Below are 23,686 nucleotides of genomic sequence, written 5' to 3'. Positions count from 1 at the left end.
TTACGAACCGCTGACGCCGCCACGCCGCCGGCGGATCAGGACGCGACGGGCAGGCCGACGACGAACCGGCATCCCCCGGTGATGTTGTGGACGCTCACCTCGCCGCCGTGCGCCTCGACGACGGCCCGGACGATGGCGAGCCCGATCCCGGCGCCCGGTGGTGTCCGCGCGGGCTCGCCGCGGTATCCGGTGTCGAAGAGCCGATCGAGGTCTGCCGCCGGTATCCCGCCGCAGGCGTCGGAGACGGAGAGCTCGGCGCGCCCGCCCACCACCGTCGCGGCGACGGCGACGGTGCCGTCGCTCGGAGTGTGTCGGATCGCGTTGGCCACCAGGTTGGTCAGCACCCGGCCGACCTCGACGACGTCCACCTCGAAGCGGTCGGTCTCGTCGGCGCGCCCGGTGAGCCGGACGCCCTTGGCGCGGGCGATCGGGTCGGCCGTGGAGATCACATCGGAGACCACGTCGGCGACGCGGACGTTTTCCAGGCTCAGCTCGAGGGCGCCCGAGTGCAGCCTGGACAGCTCGAACAGCTCGTCGATGAGCGTCGTCAGCCGCTCGCTGTTCGCCACCATCGTCCGGTGGTAGGCGGCGACGGTCTCCGGGTCGTCGACCACACCGTCGACGAGGGCCTCGGCGACGGCCCGGATTCCCGCGATGGGCGTTCGCAGGTCGTGGCTCACCCAGGAGACCAGCTCCCGGCGGCTCGCCTCCAGCGCCCGCTCACGTTCCGTGGCGGCGAGCAGGCGTGCGTGGGTGGCGTCGAGGGCTCGGGCGATCGCCGCCAGCTCGGCGCTGGGCGGTTCCGTCGCCAGCGGACGGTAGGTGGTGTCCCCGAGCCGGCCGGCCGCCTCGGTGAGTGTGAAGGACGCCCGCGCGACCGGCAGCCCGAGCCGGAAAATCATCAGTGCGGTCACCGTGCCGGAGACGGCGACGACGAGGAGCACGACGTCGAGATCATGGTTGGAGAGGAACATCATCCGCGCCGTGACGGCGACCCCGGCGGCCATCCCGATCACGCCGACCGCGATCACCACGGCTCCCCAGACGCCCAGTGACGCCCGGCGGAACCGGTGCAGCACCGGCGCCGCGAGCGCCGGGGCCGTGATCGAGCAGGCGAGCGCGATCGCGGCGATCTCCAGCTTCGCTCCCACGGCTCAGCCGCCCGCGGCCGGGTCGGCACCGACAGCCGGGCCGGCGACGGTGGCCAGGTCGCAGCGGTAGCCCACGCCCCACACGGTGGTGAGCACGGCCGGCGAGGTCGGATCCGGCTCGATCTTCTCCCGGAGCCGGCGGACGTGGACGGTGACCGTGGAGGTGTCTCCGTACGTCCAGCCCCACACCCGTTCCAGCAGCACCGCCCGGGAGAACGCCTCGCCGGGATGCCGCAGCAGGAACGCGAGCAGGTCGAACTCGCGGACCGTCAGCGACACCTCCCGGCCGTCCCGGGAGACGGTCCGCCCGGCGACGTCGACGACCAGGCCGCCACCGCGCAGCACCGGACGGCCCGCGGCACCCGGCGGCGGCTCGTGGGTGCGCCGCAGCACCGACTGGACCCGCAGCACGAGCTCCCGCGGTGAGAACGGCTTGGTCACGTAGTCGTCAGCGCCGGTCTCCAGGCCGGTGATCCGGTCCGACTCCGCGCCCAGGGCGGTGAGCATCACCACCGGCACGTGGCCGTGGGCCCGCAGCCGCCGGCAGACCTCCAGGCCGGGCAGGCCCGGCAGCATCAGATCGAGGACGACCAGGTCAGGCGGGCGCCGTTCGGCGGTGGCGAGCGCGGCCCAGCCGTCGGCCGCGGTGTCCACCTCGAAGCCGGCGTTGGACAGGTAGCGGCTGACGACGTCCGACACCGTGGTGTCGTCGTCGACGAGCAGGACACGGGCCACGGGCCCACGGTAGACGGGCGGGGCGGGGCGGGCCGGCCGGCGGGCGCGGTCGGACGTTCGGGATTCGTAATCTTCGGTCCGCCGCGGCGCGGCGGCCAGCGTCGCGAGCCCCGGCCGTCCTCGTTTCGTAAGAAGTGCGAGCACGTTCGGTGACTAGCGTGCGGCCCATGGTCGCTGACAGTGGTGCGCCGCCCGGCGCGGTCGACGTGATCCTCCCGTGCCTGGACGAGGCCGCCGCGCTGCCGTGGGTGCTGTCGCGCCTGCCGGCCGGGTACCGCGCGATCGTCGCCGACAACGGCTCCACGGACGGCTCGGCGCACCTGGCCCGGGATCTCGGCGCCACCGTGGTCGAGGTCGCCGAGCGCGGCTACGGCGCGGCGGTCCACGCCGGCCTGCTCGTGGCGGCCGCGCCGATCGTCTGCTGCTGCGACGCCGACGCGTCCCTCGACCCCGCCGACCTGCCGCGCCTCGTCAGGCTGCTGACCGCGGGCCCCGGCGGTGGCGGGGGCGCGGACGGGGGGCCGGCCGACCTCATCCTCGGTCGGCGCCGGCCCGTCACCGCCGGGGCGTGGCCCGCGCACGCGCGGGCCGGCAACGCCGTGGTCGTGGCCGCCGCGCGCCGGCGCTGCGCCGTGCGGATCCGCGACCTGGGGCCGATGCGGGTGGCCCGTCGGGCCGACCTGCTGGGCCTGGGGGTGACCGACCGCCGCTTCGGCTACCCGCTGGAACTCGTCGCCCGGGCGGCCGCGGCCGGGTGGAACATCGTCGAGACCGACGTCCGGTATCTGCCGCGGAGCGGGAAATCCAAGGTCACCGGCACCGCCACGGGCACCGTCCGCGCGGTCCGGGACATGTCGGCGATCCTGCGCCGGCTGCCGTGAGCGGCCAGCCGGCTCCGGCGTCCGACCGGCCGGTGCCTGACCGGCCCGCTCCCGGGAGGGCTGATCGAGGGCGGTCTGGTTCCGGCGGTGGGCCGCACCTGCTCGTCATCGCCAAGGCACCTGTGCCCGGCCGGGTCAAGACCAGACTCACCCCGCCGTACAGCCCGGTGCAGGCCGCCCGGCTGGCGGCCGCGGCCCTCGCCGACACCCTCGACGCGGTCGCCGGCGCCTGCCGTTCGCTGGGCGCCCGGCCGGTGGTCGTCCTCGACGGCGAGCCCGGCCCCTGGCTGCCGCCGGGGTTCACCGTCGTAGCCCAGGCCACCGGCTCCTTCGACACCCGGCTGGCGGCGGCCTTCGACGCCGTCCGCGGGCAGCCCGCCCTGCTGATCGGGATGGACACTCCGCAGATCGGCCAGGACGAGCTGGTCGCGGCCCTGCTGGAGCTGCGCGCCGGCGTGGACGCCGTCCTCGGGCGGGCCCTCGACGGCGGCTGGTGGGCGCTGGGACTGCGCGCCTCGGCCGGTGGCCTCGTGCGGGGAGTGGCGACGTCCACACCGGACACCGGCGCCTGCCAGCTCGCCCGGCTGCGCGCGGCGGGGCTGGGCGTGGTCGAGCTGCCCGTCCTGCGGGACGTCGACACCGCCGCGGACGTGGCCCCGGTGGCGGCGCTTGCTCCCGGCGGGCGGTTCGCGGCCGCCGTCCACGAGCTGCGGCTGTGCCCCGGTGCCGCGGCGAGACCGGCGGGGGAGCGGTGACCACCCACTCGACCAGGGAACGTCCGCATGCTCGCGGGGTCTACGAGGCGGCCCTGCGCGCACCGGGCCACGGGCTGTGGGCCTCGCACCCCGGCGGGCGCCGCCCGCTGCCGCTGGACCTGTGGCTCGGCGGGCTCGCCCCGGGCGACGAGGCGCTGGTCGACGGCTGCGCCGGCCCGACGCTCGACGTCGGCTGCGGCCCCGGGCGCATCACCGCGGCGCTCGCCCGCCGCGGCGTGCGGGCGCTCGGTATCGACATCGCCGCCGGTGCGGTCGCGCTGGCCCGCCGGGCGGGGGCGGCCGCGATGTGCCTGGACGTCTTCGGCCCCGTGCCGGGCAGCGGCCACTGGCGCGAGATCGTGCTGGCGGACGGCAACATCGGCATCGGCGGCGATCCCGCGCGGCTGCTGCGCCGGGCGGCGGAGCTGCTCGCCGCCGGCGGCAGGATCCTGGTCGAGGTCGACGGCCCCGGGCGGCCGACGGAGTGCTACTGGACCACGTTGGAGACCGCCGCCCTCGCCAGCGCGCCGTTCCGCTGGGCCGCCGTGGGTGTGGACGGCATCGACCCGCTGGCGGCCGAGGCCGGGCTCACCGTGACCGAAGTGCGGCAGCGGGCGAGTCGGTACGTCACATGCCTCGAGCCGGTCCAGTCCGCCGGGACCGCCGGGACCGCCGTCGCCGGAACACCATGATGACCGCGGCGGCGGCCCAGACCGCCCCGAGCACGATCAGCAGGTTCCGCCCGTAGGGCAGTGCGTCGACCGTCGCGTTGCCGGGGGTGCCGCCGTAGCCCCGCCAGAGCGGCAGGCTCGCCGCCGCCACCGAGCCCGAGACGATCAGCGCACCCTGGACCACCGCCCGGTACGGACCCGGGACGGCGCGGCTCAGCAGCAGCCCGACCAGCGCGACCGCCGGCACCAGCAGCACGTCGTGGGCCAGGACGCCGGCGATCAGCCACCGCAGGGAGTTGTGCGGATTGGTGGCCCGTGTCTCGCTCAGCAGGCCGTCGATCCCGTAGCCGAGCGCCGCGAGCCCGCCGAGTGCCGTCAGCGCCACCGCAAGCCGCGCGAGGCCGCCGCCTCGTCTCGGAGCGGCTCCGGCCTCGGCAGCGGCTCCGGCCTCGGCAGCGGTGTAGTCGTCGGCGTCCTGGCCGGTCACAGCATCACCACCCGGTGCACCCACTTCGTCTGCAGGACTCCCGGCCGGTTCGGCGCGATCAGCCGCGCCGGATAGCCGTGGTCGAGGTCGAGCGGCTCACCGCCGAGCCGGGTCGCGAGCAGCGTCCTGGGATCACGCGAGTGCGGCGGGTCGACCTCGCTGGCCCGGTAGCCGCCACGGGTTTCCAGGGACTCGACCCGCACCGTCGCGCCGGCCGGTATCCCGGCCCGTTCCAACAGCTCGACGAGCCGCACTCCCGTCCATGTCGCGTCGGCCGCCCACCCCTCGACACAGGTGATCGGCAGGTCCACCGTCGCCCGGCTCAGCGCGACGAGCTCGGCCGTGGACAGAGTGAACGGCCGCGGGCCGACGACCGTCAGCCGGTAGCCGGGGTCGCGGGCCAGGACGAGCACGCCGGCGGCGACCGCCGTCCGGTTTACCGGCAGGTGCTGTGGCCCGAGATCGGGCCGGCGCGGCGCGAGCAGCACCGTGCCACCCAGGCCCGGGACGAACTGCCCCGCGGTCGTCGCCGTGATCACGCCGGCCGCGGTTCCCACGGCGAGGCCGAACCCGCGCCGCGACAGCCCGTCGCCGGCCGGCTCGGGCTGGCTCACGCGGTCGGTGAGTCCCGCGCGCCCGGCCCGCCCGCGGCCCACGTTGGCCCGGACGACCACGATCTTCGTGGCGATGTGCACGACCAGCGCGCCGATCGTGATCCAGGCGACCCAGTAGTGCGTGACGGTGAAGAAGAAGCGGAACGGATACCACTGGGCGATGTTCGCGATGCCCGTCGCGAGCTGGAAGATCGCCCCGGCGATCAGCGGGATGATGGTGATCCGTTCCAGGGCGTGCGCGACGGTGCGCACCGGAGGCCACTCCCACAGCCGCGGGTAGACCGTCCACAGCTTCGCCAGCAGCAGCGGAACGGACGCGAGCCCGGCGGCGACGTGCATGCCCTGAGTGAGCCGGTAGAGCCACACCGGCCGGGACGGCCACTGCAGCCAGCCCGGCGGATGCTGCATGAAGTGCGAGACCAGCCCGGTGGCGAACGCCGTGCCGAACGCGACCCCGAGCCAGATGCCGAGCAGCGAGGCCAGCCGTGGGTCGTGCAGGCGGCTACTGAAGGCGCCGGGACGGAACGGCCCGCGGCGCAGCCGCTCCGGTGGCGCCGGCAGCTCGCGGTCGATGAGATCCACGCGCGCACCGTAGGCACGCCGGCCCGCCGTGACCGCTGATCATCTCCTTACGATTCGAGGATGTCGCGCGCCGGTCGTCCTGGGCGGGTCTGAGCGCGGGCAGGCTGGCCCCATGGCCGTCAGCCCCCACCGCACCCGAGACGACACGATCCGTCTCGGCGGCCCAGCGCGGGACGAGGGGTCGGTGTCGGCTGCCGCCGCCCCGCCGGGCGCCGGGCGCCGGTGGCTGGCTGTGGCGGTCGTCCTGCTGGCCGGTGCGCTCGCCACCGAGTGCGCCGTGATCGCGCAGCCCGGGCCCCTGCCCGGCGGGCCGGCCGTCCTCTACCTGGCTCTCGGCTGGTGGGCGCTGGCCCTGGCCGCGGTGGCCGCCCTCGTCCGGGCCGCGCCCCGACGCGGTATCACCGCCGTGTTGCTGGTCGGCGCGGTGGCCGTGCATCTCCTCGCGCTCGCCTCCGGACCGCGGATGAGTGACGACCTCTACCGCTACGCCTGGGACGGCAAGGTCTCCGCCGCGGGTATCGACCCCTACCACTACGCGACCGACTCCCCGGAACTGGCCGGGCTCCGCGACGGCTGGCTGTGGCCCGACCCGGCGGGCTGCGCCGCCCTCGGCCGCGGCCCCGGCTGCACGCGGATCAACTACCCGACCGCGCACACGATCTACCCGCCGGTGGCCCAGGCGTACTTCGTGGCGGTCCACCATCTGCCCGGCCCGCCGCGGGAGAACAAGACCCAGCTCTACGCCGCGGTGCTGTCGCTGCTGCTGACCGGCCTGCTGATTCGGGTGCTGCCGCGGTTCGGCCACCATCCCGGCCTGGTCGCGGCCTACGCCTGGGGGCCCTCTGCCGGGATCGACATCGGCATGGACGGCCATGTCGACGTCCTGGCCGTGATCTTCGCCGTCGCGGCGCTGGCGCTGCTTGCGCGGCCCGGTGCGCGCCCGCGCCCGACCACCCGGACGGCGGCGGCCGGCGCGCTGCTCGGCGCCGCGGTGGCGGTGAAGCTCTACCCGGCGCTGCTGCTGCCCGCCGCCGCCCGGCGGCGCCCCGCGGCCGTCCTCGGCGCGGCGGCCGCGGTCGTCGGCCTGTCCTATCTGCCGCACATAGCGGTCGTGGGAACCGACGTGGTCGGCTTCCTGCCGAAGTACCTGTCGGTCGAGGGCTACGCGCAGGGACACCGCTTCCTCCTTCTGGGCCTGCTGGGTCTGACCGGGACGGCGGCGAAGGTGGCCGCGGGCGCCGTGCTCGCCGGCGTCGTCCTCGCGGTGTGGCGCTCGGAGCCCGCCAGCCTGCCGGTGGAGCGTGGCGCGCTGTGGCTGGTGGGGGCGGCCTTCCTCGTCGCGACTCCGGCCCAGCCCTGGTACGGGGTGCTGCTGGTCGCCCTCGCCGTCCTCGCCGGCCGGCTCGAATGGGCGGCGGTCGCCGTCGGCCCGTATGTGCTGTACATGGCGCTGTTCCGGGACCTGGCCGTCGAGGACGTCTACGCCCGGCCCGGCGGCTACGTCCTGGGCGCCGCCGCGGTGGCGCTGGCCGCCGCGGTCCGCCGGATCCGGGCTCGATCCAGCGGTGCGCCCGATTGGCCGGCAGCGTCGCGGTGCGCTCGGTAGGGTCGGTCCCGGTGTGCCGGGAAGTCTGGTCGGCGAGGTGGCACGTCGCGCCCTCACGGCCAGGGATGACCGGTTCAGGATGGTCACCGTTGTGAGGTCGGGGCGGCGCCGCGCGACCGCGCCGACCGAGGAGACCAGCCGATGCCCAGCGTTCCCCCCGGCTCCGACCCGCGCGGCCCTGCCTCGGGCTCCGGCCCGCCGGTGTCCCGCCCGCGGCTGCTGGCCCGGCCGACCTGGCCGCAGGCGCGGTACGTCGCCGGGATCCTGCACAGTGAGACGGTCGGCGGCCTGCTGTTGCTCGCGGGCGCCGTGGTGGCGCTGGTCTGGGCGAACTCACCGTGGCGGGACGCCTATGCCACCGTCGTCCACACCGGCGTGGGCCCCGCGTCCCTGCACCTGCACCTGGACCTGGAGAGCTGGGCCGCCGACGGGCTGCTCGCGATCTTCTTCTTCGTGGTGGGCCTCGAGCTCAAACGCGAGTTCGTCCTCGGGGATCTGAGATCACCGAGCCGCGCGGCGCTGCCCATCGTGGCCGCTCTCGGCGGGATGCTCGTGCCCGCGCTCATCTACACGCTGGTCAACGGCCTGGCCGTGGACGGCTCCCCCGAGGGCTGGGCGGTGCCGACGGCCACCGACATCGCCTTCGCGGTCGCGGTGCTGGCAATCATCACGACGCATCTGCCGGCGGCGCTGCGGTCGTTCCTGCTGACGCTGGCGGTGGTCGACGACCTGCTCGCGATCGTGATCATCGCCGTGTTCTTCACCGACCGGCTCAGCCCCGCGCCGCTGGCGGGCTCCCTCGCGGTCATCGCGGTGTTCGCGCTGCTGGTGAACCGCGGCGTCACCCGCTGGTGGCTGCTCATCCCACTCGCGCTCGTCGGCTGGGCACTCATGCACTCCTCGGGGGTGCACGCGACCATCGCCGGGGTTCTGCTGGGGTTCGCCGTACCGGCCCGTCCCCGCCCCGGCGAGCGCGCCGGGATGTCCGAGCGGTTCGAACACGCCTGGCGTCCCGTCTCAGCGGGCGTCGCGGTTCCGGTGTTCGCGTTGATGGCCGCCGGGGTCTCGCTCGCGGGCGGCGGCGTCGGCGCCGCGCTGACCGATCCGGCTGGCCTGGGTGTGGCGATGGGCCTGCTGCTGGGCAAGCCCATCGGGGTGATGGGTGCCACCGGCCTGCTCGCCCGGTTCACCCGGGCCGAACTGGACCCCGACCTGTCCTGGTGGGACGTCGCCGGCGTCGCCGTGCTCGCCGGAGTCGGGTTCACCGTCTCCCTGCTCATCGGCGAGCTGGCCTTCGGCGCCGGCACAGCGGAGAACGATCACGTCAAGGCCGCCGTCATGATCGGCTCGCTGGCCTCGGCACTGCTCGCCTCGATCGTGCTGCGGGCGCGTAACCGGGTGTACCGCCGGCTGGCGGAGCGGGAGGCTGTCGACCGCGACGCCGACGGCATCCCCGACGTCTTCCAGGAACCGACCGTCGGCTGAGGCCGTCGAGATGGCCAACGCCAACCGTGGGGGAGATCCGGACGACAATCGGGGGAAGGGCCAGGGACGACCGGAGGGGGCGCGATGGCCGGGACGGACGTTCCGAGTGTGAAGGACGTCGCGGCGCACGCCGGGGTGTCGCTGGGCACGGTGTCGAACGTGCTCAACCGGCCTGAGCTGGTCGCCCGGCCCACCCGGGAACGGGTGCTCGCCTCGATCGCCACCCTCGGCTTCGTCCGCAACGAGTCTGCGCGGCAACTGCGGGCCGGCGGCAGCCGGCTGCTCGCCTACGTGGTGCCCGACACCGCCAATCCCGTCTTCGCCGACGTCGGCGCCGGTGTCCAGGAGGTCGCGGATCGCGCCGAGCTGGCGGTGTTCCTGTGTAACAGCGGCGAGGAGTCCCGCCGACAGGCGACCTACCTGAGCCTGCTCGAACAGCAGCGCGTCGAGGGAGTCCTTCTCACGCCGGTGGGCGAGGTCGACGAGCCCCTGGCATCGCTGGCGCGGCGGGGGACACCGGTCGTGCTCGTCGACCGCGCCGGCGGGCCGGGGATCTGCTCGGTGACGGTCGACGACGTGGCCGGCGGTGAGCTCGCCGTGTCCCATCTGCTCGACAGTGGCCACACCCGGATCGCCTTCGTCGGAGGCCCGGGTCAGTGGCGGGTCGCCGACCGGCTCGCCGGCGCCCGCCGCGGCCTGCTGCACGCCGGTGCCGACCCGGACAGCCTGCTGCGGGTCGACACCCGCGGCGCCGACGTCGCCGCCGGCCGCCGGGCCGGGGAACGACTGGCCGGTCTGTCCGGCAGCGGACGTCCCACGGCCGTGCTCTGCGCCAACGACATGGTCGCCCTCGGCCTGTTGCAACAGGTGACGCGGCTCGGCCTGCGCGTCCCCGACGATCTCGCCGTGGCCGGCTACGAGGACATCGAGCTCGCCGCCGTGGCGGCGGTTCCGCTGACCTCCGTGGCGCGGCCGCGCCAGTTGCTGGGGCGTACCGCCGCCGAGCTGCTGCTGGCGGAGACGCGCGACCGCGCGGGACATGAGCACACCCAGGTCGTGCTGGCACCCGAGCTGGTGGTCCGGGCGTCCACCGGGCGCCGGCCGGCGGACGTCGTCGCCTGAGCACCGCCAAAGGGCCCGCACGCCTGCGGGTGGCGTGCGGCGGCCGGGAGCCGTACCCCCGGCGTGCCCCCGGCATGCGTGGCGGCACGGTTCGCGCTGGCTCGTTGTCGATCTCGTCCACGAGGGTGACCCGCTCCATGTGAGCGGCTGATCGGCGAGACTCGCACGGTGGCAGACGACACGATAAAGACACCTGACCAGCTCTTCGACCTCACCGGACGGGTCGCCGTCGTGACCGGCGGCAGCCGGGGGATCGGCCGCGCGGTTGCCGGGGGACTCGCCGCGGCCGGCGCCGACGTCGTCGTCGCCAGCCGCAAGATCGAGGCCTGCCAGGCCGCGGCCGCCGAGATCGAGGCCGAGACCAGTCGGCGGGCGTTTCCCGTCGCCTGCCACGTCGGCCGGTGGGACGACTGCGACCGCCTCGCCGACGCGGTCTACGACGAGTTCGGCCGTTGCGACGTCCTGGTGAACAACGCCGGGATGTCCCCCGTCTACGACACCCTCACCTCGGTGACCCAGGAGCTCTACGACAAGGTCCACGCGGTGAACGCGGGTGGCCCGTTCCGGCTGAGCGCCCTCGTGGGATCGAGGATGGCGGCCGGCGACGGCGGGTCGATCATCAACGTGACGACGGCGGGTTCGTTGCGCCCCAACGCGAGCGACCTCCCCTACGCCATGGCGAAGGCGGCCCTCAACGCCCTGACCCTCGGGCTGGCCGGAGCGTGGTCGCCCAAGGTGCGCGCGAACCTGGTGCTTCCTGGCGCGTTCGACACCGACATAACCAAGGCCTGGGGCCCGGACGCGAAGCGCCTGGCCGGCGAGATGAATCCGATGAAGCGGATCGGTGCGCCCGGAGACATGGTCGGCGTCTGCGTCTTCCTGGCGAGCGCTGCGGCCAGCTATGTGAACGGCGCACAGATCCTCGTCGACGGTGGCCTCTTCCGGACTCTCTGACCGTGCGTTCCGGCCCGGCACCCGTCGGGCCGGAACGCTGGAGCGGGAGCAGGGCGTCCTCTACCGCGTGGGTCTTCACGGCGATCACGGCGGACGGAAAACCGAACTCGTCGGCGGCGCATCATACCGAGCATGGCATCGCCCGCGCACCCGACGATGTACGCAAGGCTTTCCGGCGGCTGCCTGCCGGTGAGTCAGTAGACTCCTAGCGCCTTCAGGAATCGCTCACTATTCTGAAATTAATGTTCAGTGTCTCGCTCTGGGGAGCCCTGAGACATCTCGAAGGTATCACGAGTCGCGTCGTAGTCAAGGCTTGCGGAAATACGCCGAGACCATTTTTGTGACCACACAAGATTTCCTGATGGATATGCAGGATTGCGTGAACTGGGCGTGGTCTCTCTCGCGAGCCACTTGTCCTTCCCGCCCGTCAGTCATAGCGTCGAACGCACGTTCGATCCAAACGGCTTGATGGATAGGCGGTGACACCGTGGCCTCTGCTCCCGGCTCGAGGTGTGGTGCGTCGCTGCGTGGGCGGCGCACCGTCGCTCACGCGCCCGGTACCAGGAGCGGTTCTGCTGCCACATCCGCCGGGTCAGCCCGCCGGCCCGTACCCGGGGATGAGGCTGCCACCGTGACCGGAAGGCCGACGGCGCACTCGGCCGGCCCAGAAGAAGGCGCGGGGGAGACGAGCGGCGGCCTCCTTACCCGCGAGGCGCTCGACATGAAGGCAGGCGATCTGCTCAGGGAGATCTCTCGTGTCGTGCGCGTGATCGCGGCTGGCCACGCGGGTCTGCTGACCCTGCTGGCTCAGTTCGCAGCCCTCCGGCTCCCGCCGGGCGCCGGGCAGTCGCTGATGTCCGACGAGTTCGTACCAGAAGAGGTAGCCGCCGCGATGGCGGTCTCGCCCCAGTCGGCCACGGCCCAGACAGCGTTCGCCTGCACGGTCACCCGGCGTCTCCCGAACGCGGTCGACGCACTCAGGGCGGGAGTTCTGGATCTCCAACGGCTGCACGCACTGGAGAAGGCGGTGCACCCACTCGACGATCGCGCCGCGGGCGAGGTCGAGGCGCGTGTGCTCGCCGGAGGAGCGCGACCGAACCGGCGTGCCTTCACCGATGCCTGCCGGCGCGCCGTGGCCAAGGTCGACCCGCAGGGGGCGGCGGACCGGGCGGAGACCCGGCGCAGGGACCGGCGGGTGTGGGTCTCGCCTGACGAGGACGGGACAAGCTCGCTCGGCGCTGTCCTTCCCGCGGAGGACGCCGAGGCCTGCTACCGGCGGATCGATCAGGCTGCCCGCTCCATCAGCGACAACAGGTCCGCGGGGGATGACCGGACCCGCGACCAGATTCGTGCCGACGTGCTGGTCGACCTGCTCACGGGCCGAGGCAGCCACGCCGCGCCGATGCCGTGCGAGATTCAGGTCGTCGTACCTGTGACGACCCTGATCGGCCTGTCCGACGACCCCGGAGAGATCCCGGGGTACGGCCCGATCCCCGCTCGAATCGCCAGGGAGATGGCCGACCGGCCCGGCTCGACCTGGCGGCGGATTCTGACCGATCCACAAGGGCATCTGGTCGAGGTCGCCGACCGGCGTCTCCCTAACGCCGCGCAGGTCCGCCATGTTCGCGCCCGCAACCGAACCTGCGTTTTCACGGGCTGCACCCGACCCTCACAGCACACTGACACCGATCACACCGTACCTTTCTCCGAGGACGGTCGGACCCTAACCATGAACCTCGGCCCGCTGTGCCGCCGACACCACCGGATGAAACATCGCGGCCACTGGAAAGTCACCCAACCAGAGGAAGGGACCTTCGTGTGGGTCAGCCCTCTCGGGCGAACCAGCATCACCAACCCCCACACATATCTCGAAGTCGATACGCGCGTAGGAAGAGAAAATGGGGTGCATTGATTTTGAGGTACGGTTTTATCGGATACGACGTGTCGAGGACCGTGCGGAGCATCACGCGGGCCTCCGTTCCCGGTGGACCGCTTCGCGGGCTTCCTCCTTGAACTGGGAGATCGTCTTCAGGTCGTCGATGCGGCACGGCGCGAGCAGACGCACCTGCTCGCCGCCGATCGTCACGCTTTGCTCCCGTCCCAGTCCAGCCATCAAGATCTCTCCGGGAAGGCTGGCGCACGCCTGGGACCTGGGCAGGGTTGCCGTCCCGGCGCAGGGGAGGGCGCGAGCTCGTGACGGCGGTGACGGGAGGCGTGGTGTGGTGATAGCTTCCTCTCACCGAAAAGAATCTTCTTCTCATCCAGTGAGAATCGAATGGGGTGGGCGGCCAGGAGTCGGGTGGTGTGCAGGAGCCCTGCCGGCCGCCGGTGACTGGTGTGTCGTGCGCTCCGCCGTCCGCGCCGGGTCCTCCGCCGCCGGGTCAGGGAGGACCGCGATGCCGATACCTGCCGAGTTCGCAGACCGACAGCCCGTGACGGTAGCTGCCGTGTTCCGCGCCGAGGTCGCGTGAGATGGACGTCGCGGACTTCAGGTCGGATCTCCAGGCGTGGCTTGCCGAGAACGACCTGACCCCAGGACCCGACCACTCCCTCGACGGGCAGGTGGCCCAGCTCGCGCGGGTGCGCCGCGCCCTGTACGACGCGGGCTGGATGCGTCACGGCTGGCCCGCCGAGGTCGGTGGCCTCGGTGGCCCGGCGGTGCTGCGCGCCGTACTCGGCGAGGAGGTGGCCAGCCGCGGTCTGGCCGAACCGGGCATCTACTCGATGGTCGAGGTACTTGTCCCGACCATGATTTCCTATGCGTCGCCGGCGCTGGCGGCCGAGATGGTGCCGCTGCTGCTGTCCGGTACCGAGAGCTGGTGCCAGGGGTTCTCCGAGCCGGGGTCGGGCAGTGACCTGGCGTCGCTGTCCACCCGGGCGGAGCCCCGTGGGGACGACTGGGTGGTCAACGGGCAGAAGGTCTGGACGAGCCTGGCTCAGTACTCCGAGCGCTGCGTGCTGCTCACCCGCACCGCCCCGGGCCACGGCGGGATCACGGCGTTCTTCGTCGACATGGACACCCCCGGCATCACCGTCCGCCCGCTGGAAATGATGCATGGTGTCGAGGAGTTCGCCGAGGTCTTCTTCGACGACGTGGTCGTCCCCGGCGACCGCATGCTCGGAAAGCCCGGCGACGGCTGGCAGATGGCGATGGACCTGCTTCCGCACGAGCGCTCCACCTGTTTCTGGCACCGGGTCGCCCACCTGTTCACCCGGCTCGACCGGCTGGTGACCGAAACGACCGTGCCGGGTGATCAGGCGGACGCGGATCTGGGCGCGGCCTACCTGGCGCTGCACACCATCCGCTGCCGCTCGCACGCCACCCAGCGCCACCTCGGCGAGGGCGCCCACCTCGGGCCGGAGACGTCGATCGACAAGGTGCTGCTCGCCACCGCCGAGCAACGCCTGTACGACACCGCCCGCGACCTGCTCCCCGGCACCATGGAACTCACCGACACCCGCTGGCGCTCCGAGTACCTCTACTCCCGCGCCGCCACCATCTACGGCGGAACCGCCGAGATCCAGCGGAACATCATCGCCCGCCGACTCCTCGACCTCGGCAAGGAATAACCATGGACGCCGCCGAACGCGAACTCCTCACCGAGACCTTCCGCAAGGCCATGACCGGCACCACCGGCACCACCCTCGACACCGCCCTCACCGACCTCGGCTGGCCCGAACTCCTCACCGAGGAACCCGACACCGCCATCCCCGTCGTGTTCACCCTCCTCGGCGAAACCGGCGCACACGCCCCCATCCTCAACGACGTCCTCCTGCACGCCACCGAACAACCCCTCGGCGGCACCCTCCCCCTGCCCTACACCGGCGGCACCTGGCTCACCTGGGAACGCACCGACCTCAGCCAGCCCAGCGTGATCGACCCCGCCCTCCCGCTACACACCACCAGCACCGGCGACCCGAACCTGCCCCTCGCCGCCGGACAACGAGCCCTGGGCTGGTGGCTCCTGGGCACCGGCCGCACCATGCTCGCCCTCACCCGCGAACACGCCCTCGCCCGCACCCAGTTCGGCCGACCCATCGCCTCCTTCCAGGCCGTCCGCCACCGCCTCGCCGAAACCCTCGTCGCCCTCGACGGCGCCGAAGCCACCCTCCACACCGCCACCGCCACCGCGGCAACCACGGGCACGGGCACCACCACCGGCGACATCGCGCTCACCGCCCTGCTCGCCAAGGCAGCCGCCGGCAAGGCAGCCCTCGACGCCGCCCGCCACTGCCAGCAGGTCCTCGCCGGCATCGGCTTCACCGCCGAACACGACTTCCACCACCACCTCCGCCGCACCCTCACCCTCGACGGCCTCCTCGGCAGCACCCGCGACCTCACCCGCCAGGCCGGCGCCCACATCCGCCAGAACAACCACGCCCCACGCCTGGTCAACCTCTGACGCTGGCCTGAGAACTGAAGCCGAAGCCCGGAATCCGGAAGGAGCGAGGAGTCAGGAGGAGCGGCCAGGACCCGGTGCCAATTTGTCGATGACGACGACCGGGTAGCCACCCGCGGTAGCAATGAATGGTGAGCCAGGGAAAGAATCCTGGCGGAACCACGCGGATTTCCATGAAAATCAGAAGGACCCGGGCGCTTCGAGCGCCCGGGTCCTGGCCGACCGGTTCCGGAGAAGCCGGGGCGGTCTTGGGCGTGCCGCCCGGGACCGCCGTCCCCTCAGCTCTTCTGCTTCTGCTTCGCGGAGAGCCGCTCGACGATGGAGGCGAAGTCATCGGTCTGGAACGACGCCTCCTCCGCGGTTGTCGCGAAGTCGAGCGAGGCGATCACGGCGCGCTCGACGTGCAGGTTGAGCAGTCGCTTGGTGGTCTCCACCGCCTGCTGCGGCAGCTCGGCGATGCGCTTCGCGCACGCCAGCGCCTCGGCCACCGGATCGGCGGCGATGTGGTTGGCCAGCCCCATCTGGATGGCCCGCTCGGCGGAGATGCGCGCGCTGGTGAACGCGTACTCCTTGGCCAGGTGCATGCTGGTGTGCAGGGGCCAGGTGAGGGGCCCGCCGTCGGCGGCCACCAGGCCGACCTGAATGTGCGGGTCCGCGAGGAAGGCCTTCTCCGCCATGTAGACGATGTCGCTCAGCGCGACCAGGCTGCAACCGAGACCGACGGCCGGGCCGTTCACCGCGGCGACCACGGGAATCCGGCAGCGAACCATGCCGAGGACGATCTCGCGCCCGTGCGCGATGGACAGGGCGCGCAGCTCCTTGTCCTTGAACAGCTCGTTGAGGTAGGCGAAGTCGCCGCCTGCGGAGAACGCCCGGCCGGCCCCGGTGAGCACGGCAGCCCGCGCCGAGCGGTCCTCGTTCAGCTGCGGCCAGAGCTTCGCCAGCCCGACGTGCAGGGGGTGGTTGACCGCGTTGAGATCGTCGGGCCGGTTCAGCGTGATGATCCTCAGCGGCCCGTCCGCGCGGACCTCGATCTCCTCCGGAATGTCGTACACGTCATACGTCCAATCGATGATCCGGGTAGCGATGTTGTCGGAGGCCGGCCCCGGTGCGTGACCCTCGACGATGTGCTGCCGGGCGCCGCGGCCACCGCCGTGGCGCCCCGAGATCGCATCTCCTCGTCCCCAACCCCTGCAAGCTACATTCTTGTTGGGGGCGAATCAACCAATGGCCGGGCAGAATACCGGGTCCGGTCATTCCGGAGCCTTGACCCGGCGGGCCGGGTGTGCTTGCCCCCGGCGTCGTCGGGGATGAAAGTTTTCGCGCGAACGCAGCGGATGAATGTTGAATCCATGGCAATGCTGATTGTTCTTGATCGTACCGCCCCTGATTGTATGCGGAGATCGTCGCTTCACGGAGTCCGGCCGTCACGGAGTCCGGCCGTCATCGATGCCGACCCGCGCCGCGCGGGTGCGGCCCTGGAACGAGAGCGAGACCGACTGTGTGGGAGTTCGAGACCGACCCGGCCTACCAGGAGCAGCTCGACTGGGTCGACACCTTCGTCCGGGACGTCGTCGAGCCGCTGGACTTCGTCCTCGACAACCCGTTCGACAAGCGGGACTCCCGGGCGCAGGCGATCGTCCGGCCGCTCAAGGAGGAGGTGAAGGCACGCGGCCTGTGGGCCTGCCATCTCGGGCCCGAACTGGGCGGTCAGGGCTACGGCCAGGTGCGGCTCGCCCTCCTCAACGAGATCCTGGGCCGCTCCCGGTGGGCACCGTCGATCTTCGGCTGCCAGGCCCCCGACTCCGGGAACGCCGAGATCCTCGCCCACTTCGGCACGCCGGAGCAGAAGGCCAGGTATCTGGAGCCGCTACTCGAAGGCGACATCGCGTCCTGCTACTCGATGACCGAGCCGCGCGGCGGTGCCGACCCGACCCTGTTCACCGTCCGCGCCGTGCGTGACGGCGGCGACTGGGTGATCAACGGTGAGAAATGGTTCTCGACGAACGCCCGGCACGCCAGCTTCTTCATCGTCATGGCCGTCTCGAACCCCGACGTGGACGCCTACAAGGGCATGTCGATGTTCATCGTGCCGGCCGAGACGCCCGGGATCACGATCGTGCGCAACCCCGGCGTCGCCACCGAGCCCCCGGAACAGGGCTCGTTGGGGGGCGTCCGGCATGACCACGGCTATGTCCGCTACACCGACGTCCGGGTGCCGGCCGATCACCTGCTCGGCGGGGAGGGCGACGCGTTCGCGATCGCGCAGACCCGCCTGGGCGGCGGGCGGGTGCACCACGCGATGCGGACGGTGGCCCTGGCCCGCCACGCCTTCGACCTGCTCTGCGAGCGGGCCGTCTCCCGTCAGACCCGGACGGGGCCGCTCGCGTCGCTGCAGATGACCCAGGAGAAGGTCGCCGACAGCTGGATCGACATCGAGTGCTTCCGGCTGCTGGTGCTGCGCACCGCCTGGCTCATCGACAAGCACAAGGACTACCGGAAGGTCCGCAAGGACATCTCCGCGGTCAAGGTGATGCTGCCCCGCGTCCTGCACGACGTCGCCCAGCGGGCCCTGCGCATCCACGGGTCGCTCGGAGTGTCCAACGAGATGCCGTTCGTGAGCATGATGGTGACCGCGGAGGCGCTCGGCATCGCCGACGGCCCCACCGAGGTCCACAAGGTCACGCTGGCGCGTCAGGTGCTCCGGCAGTACACCCCGGTCGAGACGCTCTTCCCGTCCGGTCACCTGCCCACCCTGCGGGAACAGGCCTTCGCCGCCTTCGCCGACCGCCTCGAACACGAGGCCGCCGAGCTGTGACGACGCGCCTGACCGAGCGGCGGCGGCACCTGGTGGGCCACGCCGCTCGGCAGGCTAGGCCCTCCGGGTGAAGGACACGCCCTGCCGGACGCGTGCCTCGACCTCGGTCGCGAACGTGGGTAGATCGTCGGGCGGTGTGCCCATCTTCCCGTCGAGGTAGCGCCGGTACACGCCGGCCAGGATGGCGGCGGCCCGCCAGGCGGTGAACGCCATCCAGTAGTCGAGCTCCGCGATCGAGCGGCCGGACTGCCGCGCGTAGCGGGCGGCCAGCTCGTCCGTCGTGGGGAACCCTGGCAGCGCGGACGGCAGCCGCTCCTGGCTCGCCCGCGCGTCCGGCGTCGACCAGGTGCGCAGCAGGTAGGCGACGTCGGCAAGCGGGTCGCCCAGGGTGCACAGCTCCCAGTCCAGCAGGGCCAGGACGTCCCCGTCGGGGCCGAGGAGCGCGTTGCCGAGCCGGAAGTCGCCGTGCACGAGGCGCGCCGTGGACTCGGCGGGCCGGTGGGCGACGAGCCAGTCGTGCAGCGCGGCCATGCCGCCCATGTCCCCGAGCTCGCAGGCCGCCCACTGCGCCGACCAGCGCCTGAGCTGCCGGTCGAGGAAGCCGTCCCGCCGGGACAGGGCGCCGAGGCCGACCATGTCGACGTCGACGGCGTGCAGTGCGGCGAGGGTGTCGACGAGCGCGTACCCGGCGCGGCGGCGGGCCTGCGGGGAGGGGAGGAGTGCCTCGGAGTCGGCCGCGGTGCGCAGCACGAGCCCGTCCACGTAGGCCATCACGTAGAAGGGCGCGCCGGTCACCTCCGGGTCGTCGCAGACGCCGAGTACGCGCGGCACCGGCACGCCGGAGCCGGCGAGCGCGGCCAGGATCCGCGCCTCGCGGGTGACGTCGTGGGCGGTCGCGAGCAGCGCGCCGACCGGCGGCCGGCGCAGCACATACCGCTGGTGACCGGCGTCGCCGACGAGGTAGGTGAGGCACGAGTGGCCGCCGGTGACCCGGTCGTAGCGCAGCGGCGGCACCGCGCCCGCCACATGTTCACCGAACCAGCGGTCAAGCGCCCCGGCCTCGATACCGAGGGGTTCGGGTGCCGTCGGGAGGACATCCATCTGCGACCTGCCTTCGGCTCGGTGCGGAGATCGACGTGGCGAGAGTGCCGCGATTTCCCAGCATCTGACCCTACCGTCACCTTGCGCGGTGGCGCTCCCGACGCTGCTCGGTCCGCCGTCGCGATCTGCTGGCGTCGCGGACCACCGAAGTGTAGGGAGGATAGGGACGTCCATCGCAGACAAGTAAGGGAGGGCCCGTGGCTCACGCCGGTATCTCGGTGTTCGACGCGGACAACCATCTGTATGAGACGAAGGAGGCGCTGACGAAGTACCTGCCCGCCCGGTACAAGGGGGCGGTCGACTACGTCGAGCTCAACGGGCGCACGAAGATTATGGTCCGGGGCCAGGTGAGCGAGTACATCCCGAACCCCACGTTCGAGGTCGTGGCCCGGCCCGGCGCGCAGGAGGACTACTACCGGAAGGGGAACCCCGACGGGCTGTCCTACCGGGAGATCTTCGGCAAGCCGGTGAAGTGCATCGACGCCTGGCGCGAGCCCGCCGCCCGGCTGGCGAAGATGGACGAGCAGGGCCTCGACCGCACCCTGGTGTTCCCGACGCTGGCCAGCCTCATCGAGGAGCGGATGCGGGACGACCCGGACCTGATCCACGCGGTCATCCACTCGCTCAACGAGTGGCTGTACGAGACCTGGCAGTTCAACTACGAGGGGCTGGACCGGATTTTCACGACTCCGGTGATCAGCCTTCCGTTCGTCGACAAGGCGATCGAGGAGCTCGACTGGGTGCTTGAGCGGGGCGCCAAGGTCGTGCTGATCCGGCCGGCGCCGGTGCCCGGGCTCCGTGGTCCGCGTTCGTTCGGCCTCCCCGAGTTCGACCCGTTCTGGGCGCGGGTGCAGGAGGCCGGCATCCTGGTCGCGCTGCACTCCTCGGACAGCGGCTACGCCCGCTACACGAGCGAGTGGATGGGCGCGAGCATCGAGATGCTCCCCTTCCAGCCGAACACCTTCCGCATGCTGCAGGCCTGGCGCCCGGTCGAGGACGCCGTCTCGGCGCTGGTGTGCCACGGTGCGCTGTCCCGTTTCCCGGGGCTGAAGATCGCCATCGTCGAGAACGGGATGAGCTGGGTCGAGCCGCTGCTCAAGTCCATGAAGAACCTCTACAAGAAGATGCCGCACGACTTCCTGGAGAACCCGGTCGACGTGGTGAAGCGGAACATCTACGTGAGCCCGTTCTGGGAGGAGGACCTCGGCGAACTGGCCCAGCTCCTCGGCGAGGACCACGTGCTGTTCGGCTCGGACTACCCGCACCCGGAGGGCCTGGCCAACCCGGTGAGTTACATCGACGAGCTGTCGCACCTGCCGGAGGAGCTCGTCCGCAAGATCATGGGTGGCAACCTCGCCCAGCTCATGGGCATCGGCGTCCCCGCCTAGCACGGCCGGCGACAGCACGGCCGGCGACAGAACGAGGAGCACTACCGAGACCGCTGACGAACGCGGTGGGCCCCCTGGGCTCGCCGCGCCGTTCGGCGGTTTTTTCCGGCGCCCGCCGCGGGCGTCATTTCACCGGCGGCGTGCCGCAGCCTGAGCGCGGCATACCGCAGACGCACGGCGAAGGGGAGTCCGGATGCTCGACGACGGGATAGTGACGGCTTTACAGCGGCACTGGGAGGACGGATTCAACGGGTACGACGTGGATGTGGTGATGGGGGCCGTCGCCCAGGACGTCGTTTTCAGCTCGCCTTTCGTGCCGCGGCTGACCGGTGACCCGCGCAAGGTGACGATCGAGGGCTACGCGCCGTTCCGGGAGTACATCGCGGACTCGATGCGCCGGGTACCGGACATCCGCTATTCGGTCGACGCCGCCTACGTCAGCACGCAGACCGTCATCTTTGTGTACTCCTGCCACTTCTCCGACGGCCAGGTGCGCACGGGCGCCGACTCGATCCGGGTCGACGACGAGGGAAAGATCGTCGAGTGGCGCTGTCACTACACGTTCGAGCCGAAGGCCCTGGACAGCCTCATCGAGGACTGAGCCGCCCGCGGGGCGCGCCGCCAGGCGGCCGCCGAGCGGGCGCCGCGCTCACTTGTCCGCGGGCGGAGGGGAACCGGTCGGCTCCCCCCGTCCGCGACAAGTGGACGAGCAGGCCGCGGTGGTCAGCCCGCGGCCGGCGCAAGGATCAGGTGTTGCGGCCGCCGTTGACGCCGATGATCTGACCGGTGATGTACCCGGCCTCCTCGGAGATGAGGAAGGAGGCGGCGGCGGCGATGTCCTCGGGCTTGCCGGGGCGCCGCACCGGGGTGCGCTCGGCGTGGTCGGCGATCGTGCCGCCGATGAAGCCCTTCGCCTCGACGTCGCGCAGCATCGGGGTGTCGACGAAGCCCGGCGGGATCGTGTTGACCGTGATGCCCTTGGGGCCGTACTCCAGAGCCAGCGACTTGGTGAAGCCGATGAGGCCGGCCTTCGTCGACACGTAGTGGACCATGTACTGCTGGCCCGAGTGCGCGCTCGAGGACGAGATGTTGACGATCCGGCCCCAGTGGGCGCTGATCATGTCCGGGAGCACGGCCTGGGTCAGGTAGAACGGGCCGCTGAGGTTGACGGCGATCATCCGGTCCCAGAGCTCGTCCGTGATCTTCTGGAAGCCCAGGGTGCCGGTGAGACCGGCGTTGTTCACGAGCACGAGGACGGGGCCGAACGTCTCGCGGATGCGGTCGATGGCCGCGTCCACCTGCGCCCGGTCGGAGACGTCGACACCGCCGAACGCGGCGGCCTCGTACCCCAGCTCGCGAGCTTCCTTGGCCACCTGCTCGGCGCTCTCGGTGTTGATGTCGAGCACGGCGGTGGCGAAGCCGTCCTTGGCCAGGCGCAGGCTGATCGCGCGCCCGATGCCTGATCCTCCACCGGTTACTACGGCCGTCTTCCGTTCGGTCACGTTGCCGAACCTCCCTGTAGCTAGCTGCGTCGCTGGTGATCGGTCGACGGCGCGGGCGCCCGTGAACCGCCTAGTCAGCGGTCCACGGGCGCGAACTCCGTACGAACAGAATTACGCGACCGCTTCCTCACCGGCCAGTGATGCGCGGTGCATCAGCCGGCTCGATGACGGACCGTAGGGGAGAGCTCGGTGCAGCATCCCGGTGTTGTCCCAGATCACGAGATCGCCCTGGGTCCAGTGGTGCCGGAGGACGAACTGCGGCTGGGTCGCCCAGGCCAGCAGGCGGTCGAGCAGCGCACGCCCCTCGTCCGCGGGCAGGCCGACGACCTCGCCGGCGGTCGAGCCCACCAGCAGCGACTTGCGGCCGTTGCGGCGGGTCCACACGATCGGCTGCTCCCGGGTCGGGTTGCGATCCCAGGCCGCCCGCTCCTCGGGTGAGGGGTTCGGGTTGGCCACGAGCTGGGAGGCGGTGAAGCTGTGCAGGGCCCGCACGCCCTCCAGCTGCGCCTTCTCCTCGTCGGACAGCGCCTCGTACGCGGCGTAGGTGTTGGCGAACTCGGTGTCGCCCTCCGGGTCGCCCGAGATCTGCCGGGCCGTGAGCAGCGTGGCCTTGTCCGGTACCTCGCCGGTGGTCCCGTCGATGTGCCAGTAGAACGTGGCCTCGCGGTACGCCGCCAGCTTGCTCTGCGACGCGTCACGGGTGATCCGCTGGATTTCCTTGATCTTGTGGCTGCCCATCGGGAGCGGCAGGACGTTGCCGAGCAGCCGGGCGAAGGCGACCAGGTCCTCGTCGTCGATGTCAGCCTCGCTGAAGACGACGACCCCGGTCTCCTCCAGCGCGGCCAGGGCGTCGTCGGCGACGCCCTTGTCGACGAGCTGCGTACCCTTCAGCCCGCGGAACTCCGTGCCGGTGTTCTCAGTGATCTTCCTGGTGGTGGTGCCCATGGCAGGTCGCCTTCTCAGAGGGCCGGTTCGACGGCGGTGTCGAAGAAAGCCGCGCCGGAGTCCGGGATCCGGGGCTGCTTGAAGATGTTCACCGGGTACGACACCATGATCATTGAGTAGAGCAGGCGCAGCAGCCGGGTGTCCTCGTCGGACAGGGCGTTCACATCGCGCGTGTCGAGGTAGGCGATGGCCTCCTCGGCGAGCGGCGCGATCGCGTCGTAGAAGTCCTGCAGCTCGTCGATGGTCTTCGACAGCCGCTTCTCGTAGCGCTCGACCCGCGTCGCCAGGTCCCAGTCGGCGACCCACGGCTCGAGGGCGCTGAACCGCTCGGGCAGGGATGTGTCCACGGTGGTCATGTCGACGGGTTCCTCTACTTCTCGCTGCCGGCCTGGTGCGCCGCGACGGCGTCCCGGACGACCTTGTGGAACTGACGGATCATCAGCTCCATGTCGGACAGGTGGAACGTCTGCAGCGCGCGGTTGTTGAGCT

The 23,686-nt window shown here is 71.8% G+C and carries 23 protein-coding genes; 13 read left to right on the top strand and 10 right to left on the bottom strand.

Annotation, left to right across the window (positions count from 1 at the left end; translation table 11 throughout):
• Positions 1 to 35: 35 nt before the first annotated feature.
• Both MXD62_RS32475 and MXD62_RS32470 read right to left on the bottom strand, forming a co-directional pair.
• Positions 36 to 1,151, bottom strand: coding sequence for a sensor histidine kinase KdpD (locus tag MXD62_RS32475; RefSeq protein ID WP_248833173.1), 1,116 nt, complete (start codon positions 1,149 to 1,151; stop codon positions 36 to 38).
• A gap of 3 nt (positions 1,152 to 1,154) precedes the next feature.
• Entirely contained in the window at positions 1,155 to 1,886 is a 732-nt protein-coding gene (locus MXD62_RS32470) for a response regulator transcription factor (protein ID WP_112105232.1), read from the bottom strand.
• A 167-nt stretch (positions 1,887 to 2,053) separates the two neighbouring features.
• Here MXD62_RS32470 and MXD62_RS32465 point away from each other — a divergent pair, with 167 nt between their 5' ends.
• The 3 genes from MXD62_RS32465 to MXD62_RS32455 all read left to right on the top strand — a co-directional run bounded on the left by MXD62_RS32465 (position 2,054) and on the right by MXD62_RS32455 (position 4,214).
• The gene (locus tag MXD62_RS32465; protein ID WP_248833172.1) at positions 2,054 to 2,767 is read left to right on the top strand and encodes a glycosyltransferase family 2 protein; all 714 of its coding nucleotides are present in this window, start codon (positions 2,054 to 2,056) and stop codon (positions 2,765 to 2,767) included.
• A 98-nt stretch (positions 2,768 to 2,865) separates the two neighbouring features.
• Positions 2,866 to 3,522, top strand: a complete 657-nt coding sequence (locus MXD62_RS32460) for a DUF2064 domain-containing protein (protein ID WP_251082679.1) — start codon at positions 2,866 to 2,868, stop codon at positions 3,520 to 3,522.
• Positions 3,519 to 4,214, top strand: coding sequence for a bifunctional 2-polyprenyl-6-hydroxyphenol methylase/3-demethylubiquinol 3-O-methyltransferase UbiG (locus MXD62_RS32455; protein ID WP_248833171.1), 696 nt, complete (start codon positions 3,519 to 3,521; stop codon positions 4,212 to 4,214). Before MXD62_RS32460 ends, MXD62_RS32455 begins: the two co-directional genes overlap by 4 nt.
• On the opposite strand, the gene MXD62_RS32450 is transcribed toward MXD62_RS32455, so the two are convergent.
• Both MXD62_RS32450 and MXD62_RS32445 read right to left on the bottom strand, forming a co-directional pair.
• Positions 4,150 to 4,680 (bottom strand): hypothetical protein, encoded by a 531-nt coding sequence (locus MXD62_RS32450; RefSeq protein ID WP_248833170.1) that lies wholly within the window; start codon positions 4,678 to 4,680, stop codon positions 4,150 to 4,152. The genes MXD62_RS32455 and MXD62_RS32450 overlap by 65 nt on opposite strands.
• The gene (locus tag MXD62_RS32445) at positions 4,677 to 5,876 is read right to left on the bottom strand and encodes a molybdopterin-dependent oxidoreductase (RefSeq protein ID WP_248833169.1); all 1,200 of its coding nucleotides are present in this window, start codon (positions 5,874 to 5,876) and stop codon (positions 4,677 to 4,679) included. The genes MXD62_RS32450 and MXD62_RS32445 overlap by 4 nt, the downstream gene beginning before the upstream one ends.
• 112 nt (positions 5,877 to 5,988) lie before the next feature.
• Between MXD62_RS32445 and MXD62_RS32440 the strand changes: the two genes are divergently transcribed.
• The 5 genes from MXD62_RS32440 (at position 5,989) to MXD62_RS32420 (ending at position 12,955) form a co-directional block, all read left to right on the top strand.
• Entirely contained in the window at positions 5,989 to 7,482 is a 1,494-nt protein-coding gene (locus MXD62_RS32440; protein ID WP_248833168.1) for a glycosyltransferase 87 family protein, read from the top strand.
• 141 nt (positions 7,483 to 7,623) lie between these two features.
• The gene (gene nhaA, locus MXD62_RS32435) at positions 7,624 to 8,967 is read left to right on the top strand and encodes a Na+/H+ antiporter NhaA (protein ID WP_248833167.1); all 1,344 of its coding nucleotides are present in this window, start codon (positions 7,624 to 7,626) and stop codon (positions 8,965 to 8,967) included.
• An 84-nt stretch (positions 8,968 to 9,051) separates the two neighbouring features.
• The gene (locus MXD62_RS32430; protein WP_248833166.1) at positions 9,052 to 10,089 is read left to right on the top strand and encodes a LacI family DNA-binding transcriptional regulator; all 1,038 of its coding nucleotides are present in this window, start codon (positions 9,052 to 9,054) and stop codon (positions 10,087 to 10,089) included.
• A gap of 183 nt (positions 10,090 to 10,272) precedes the next feature.
• Positions 10,273 to 11,043 carry an SDR family NAD(P)-dependent oxidoreductase gene (locus MXD62_RS32425; RefSeq protein WP_248833180.1) on the top strand — a complete coding sequence of 257 codons (771 nt, stop codon included), beginning with the start codon at positions 10,273 to 10,275 and terminating at the stop codon, positions 11,041 to 11,043.
• Positions 11,044 to 11,674: 631 nt separating this feature from the next.
• On the top strand, positions 11,675 to 12,955 hold the full coding sequence (locus MXD62_RS32420) for an HNH endonuclease signature motif containing protein (protein WP_248833165.1): 1,281 nt from the start codon (positions 11,675 to 11,677) through the stop codon (positions 12,953 to 12,955).
• A gap of 51 nt (positions 12,956 to 13,006) precedes the next feature.
• Here the strand turns inward: MXD62_RS32420 and MXD62_RS39510 are convergent, their stop codons facing one another.
• On the bottom strand, positions 13,007 to 13,129 hold the full coding sequence (locus MXD62_RS39510; RefSeq protein ID WP_285224271.1) for a hypothetical protein: 123 nt from the start codon (positions 13,127 to 13,129) through the stop codon (positions 13,007 to 13,009).
• Between the two features lie 386 nt (positions 13,130 to 13,515).
• Here MXD62_RS39510 and MXD62_RS32415 point away from each other — a divergent pair, with 386 nt between their 5' ends.
• Positions 13,516 to 14,613 (top strand): acyl-CoA dehydrogenase family protein, encoded by a 1,098-nt coding sequence (locus MXD62_RS32415; protein ID WP_248833164.1) that lies wholly within the window; start codon positions 13,516 to 13,518, stop codon positions 14,611 to 14,613.
• A gap of 2 nt (positions 14,614 to 14,615) precedes the next feature.
• On the top strand, positions 14,616 to 15,446 hold the full coding sequence (locus tag MXD62_RS32410; protein WP_248833163.1) for an acyl-CoA dehydrogenase: 831 nt from the start codon (positions 14,616 to 14,618) through the stop codon (positions 15,444 to 15,446).
• A gap of 275 nt (positions 15,447 to 15,721) precedes the next feature.
• On the opposite strand, the gene MXD62_RS32405 is transcribed toward MXD62_RS32410, so the two are convergent.
• The gene (locus MXD62_RS32405) at positions 15,722 to 16,498 is read right to left on the bottom strand and encodes an enoyl-CoA hydratase/isomerase family protein (RefSeq protein ID WP_248833162.1); all 777 of its coding nucleotides are present in this window, start codon (positions 16,496 to 16,498) and stop codon (positions 15,722 to 15,724) included.
• 446 nt (positions 16,499 to 16,944) lie between these two features.
• On the opposite strand from MXD62_RS32405, the gene MXD62_RS32400 reads away from it, so the two are divergent.
• Entirely contained in the window at positions 16,945 to 18,261 is a 1,317-nt protein-coding gene (locus MXD62_RS32400; RefSeq protein WP_020464321.1) for an acyl-CoA dehydrogenase family protein, read from the top strand.
• 54 nt (positions 18,262 to 18,315) lie between these two features.
• Here the strand turns inward: MXD62_RS32400 and MXD62_RS32395 are convergent, their stop codons facing one another.
• A complete protein-coding gene (locus MXD62_RS32395) occupies positions 18,316 to 19,362 on the bottom strand; it encodes a phosphotransferase family protein (protein WP_248833161.1) in 1,047 nt (348 codons plus the stop codon).
• Between the two features lie 197 nt (positions 19,363 to 19,559).
• Between MXD62_RS32395 and MXD62_RS32390 the strand changes: the two genes are divergently transcribed.
• Both MXD62_RS32390 and MXD62_RS32385 read left to right on the top strand, forming a co-directional pair.
• The gene (locus MXD62_RS32390) at positions 19,560 to 20,750 is read left to right on the top strand and encodes an amidohydrolase family protein (RefSeq protein ID WP_248833160.1); all 1,191 of its coding nucleotides are present in this window, start codon (positions 19,560 to 19,562) and stop codon (positions 20,748 to 20,750) included.
• A gap of 193 nt (positions 20,751 to 20,943) precedes the next feature.
• Positions 20,944 to 21,351, top strand: a complete 408-nt coding sequence (locus MXD62_RS32385) for a nuclear transport factor 2 family protein (protein ID WP_248833159.1) — start codon at positions 20,944 to 20,946, stop codon at positions 21,349 to 21,351.
• Between the two features lie 145 nt (positions 21,352 to 21,496).
• On the opposite strand, the gene MXD62_RS32380 is transcribed toward MXD62_RS32385, so the two are convergent.
• The 3 genes from MXD62_RS32380 to MXD62_RS32370 form a co-directional block, all read right to left on the bottom strand.
• On the bottom strand, positions 21,497 to 22,252 hold the full coding sequence (locus tag MXD62_RS32380; protein WP_071067085.1) for an SDR family NAD(P)-dependent oxidoreductase: 756 nt from the start codon (positions 22,250 to 22,252) through the stop codon (positions 21,497 to 21,499).
• Positions 22,253 to 22,363: 111 nt separating this feature from the next.
• Positions 22,364 to 23,197 (bottom strand): TauD/TfdA family dioxygenase, encoded by an 834-nt coding sequence (locus tag MXD62_RS32375; protein WP_248833158.1) that lies wholly within the window; start codon positions 23,195 to 23,197, stop codon positions 22,364 to 22,366.
• 14 nt (positions 23,198 to 23,211) lie between these two features.
• Entirely contained in the window at positions 23,212 to 23,553 is a 342-nt protein-coding gene (locus tag MXD62_RS32370; RefSeq protein ID WP_248833157.1) for a hypothetical protein, read from the bottom strand.
• Positions 23,554 to 23,686 lie beyond the last annotated feature (133 nt).

The organism is Frankia sp. Mgl5 (assembly GCF_023242985.1).
Lineage (GTDB): Bacteria > Actinomycetota > Actinomycetes > Frankiales > Frankiaceae > Parafrankia > Parafrankia soli.
This window is presented reverse-complemented; position numbering and strand designations above follow the sequence as displayed.

What these genes read in the sequence shown, in the direction of transcription:
- MXD62_RS32395 (WP_248833161.1), bottom strand. Translation starts at nt 19,362, where the DNA reads ATGGATGTCCTCCCGACGGCACCCGAACCCCTCGGTATCGAGGCCGGG.
- MXD62_RS32370 (WP_248833157.1), bottom strand. Translation starts at nt 23,553, where the DNA reads ATGACCACCGTGGACACATCCCTGCCCGAGCGGTTCAGCGCCCTCGAG.
- MXD62_RS32385 (WP_248833159.1), top strand. Translation starts at nt 20,944, where the DNA reads ATGCTCGACGACGGGATAGTGACGGCTTTACAGCGGCACTGGGAGGAC.
- MXD62_RS32375 (WP_248833158.1), bottom strand. Translation starts at nt 23,197, where the DNA reads ATGGGCACCACCACCAGGAAGATCACTGAGAACACCGGCACGGAGTTC.
- MXD62_RS32440 (WP_248833168.1), top strand. Translation starts at nt 5,989, where the DNA reads ATGGCCGTCAGCCCCCACCGCACCCGAGACGACACGATCCGTCTCGGC.
- MXD62_RS32415 (WP_248833164.1), top strand. Translation starts at nt 13,516, where the DNA reads ATGGACGTCGCGGACTTCAGGTCGGATCTCCAGGCGTGGCTTGCCGAG.
- MXD62_RS32465 (WP_248833172.1), top strand. Translation starts at nt 2,054, where the DNA reads ATGGTCGCTGACAGTGGTGCGCCGCCCGGCGCGGTCGACGTGATCCTC.
- MXD62_RS32430 (WP_248833166.1), top strand. Translation starts at nt 9,052, where the DNA reads ATGGCCGGGACGGACGTTCCGAGTGTGAAGGACGTCGCGGCGCACGCC.
- MXD62_RS32410 (WP_248833163.1), top strand. Translation starts at nt 14,616, where the DNA reads ATGGACGCCGCCGAACGCGAACTCCTCACCGAGACCTTCCGCAAGGCC.
- nhaA (WP_248833167.1), top strand. Translation starts at nt 7,624, where the DNA reads ATGCCCAGCGTTCCCCCCGGCTCCGACCCGCGCGGCCCTGCCTCGGGC.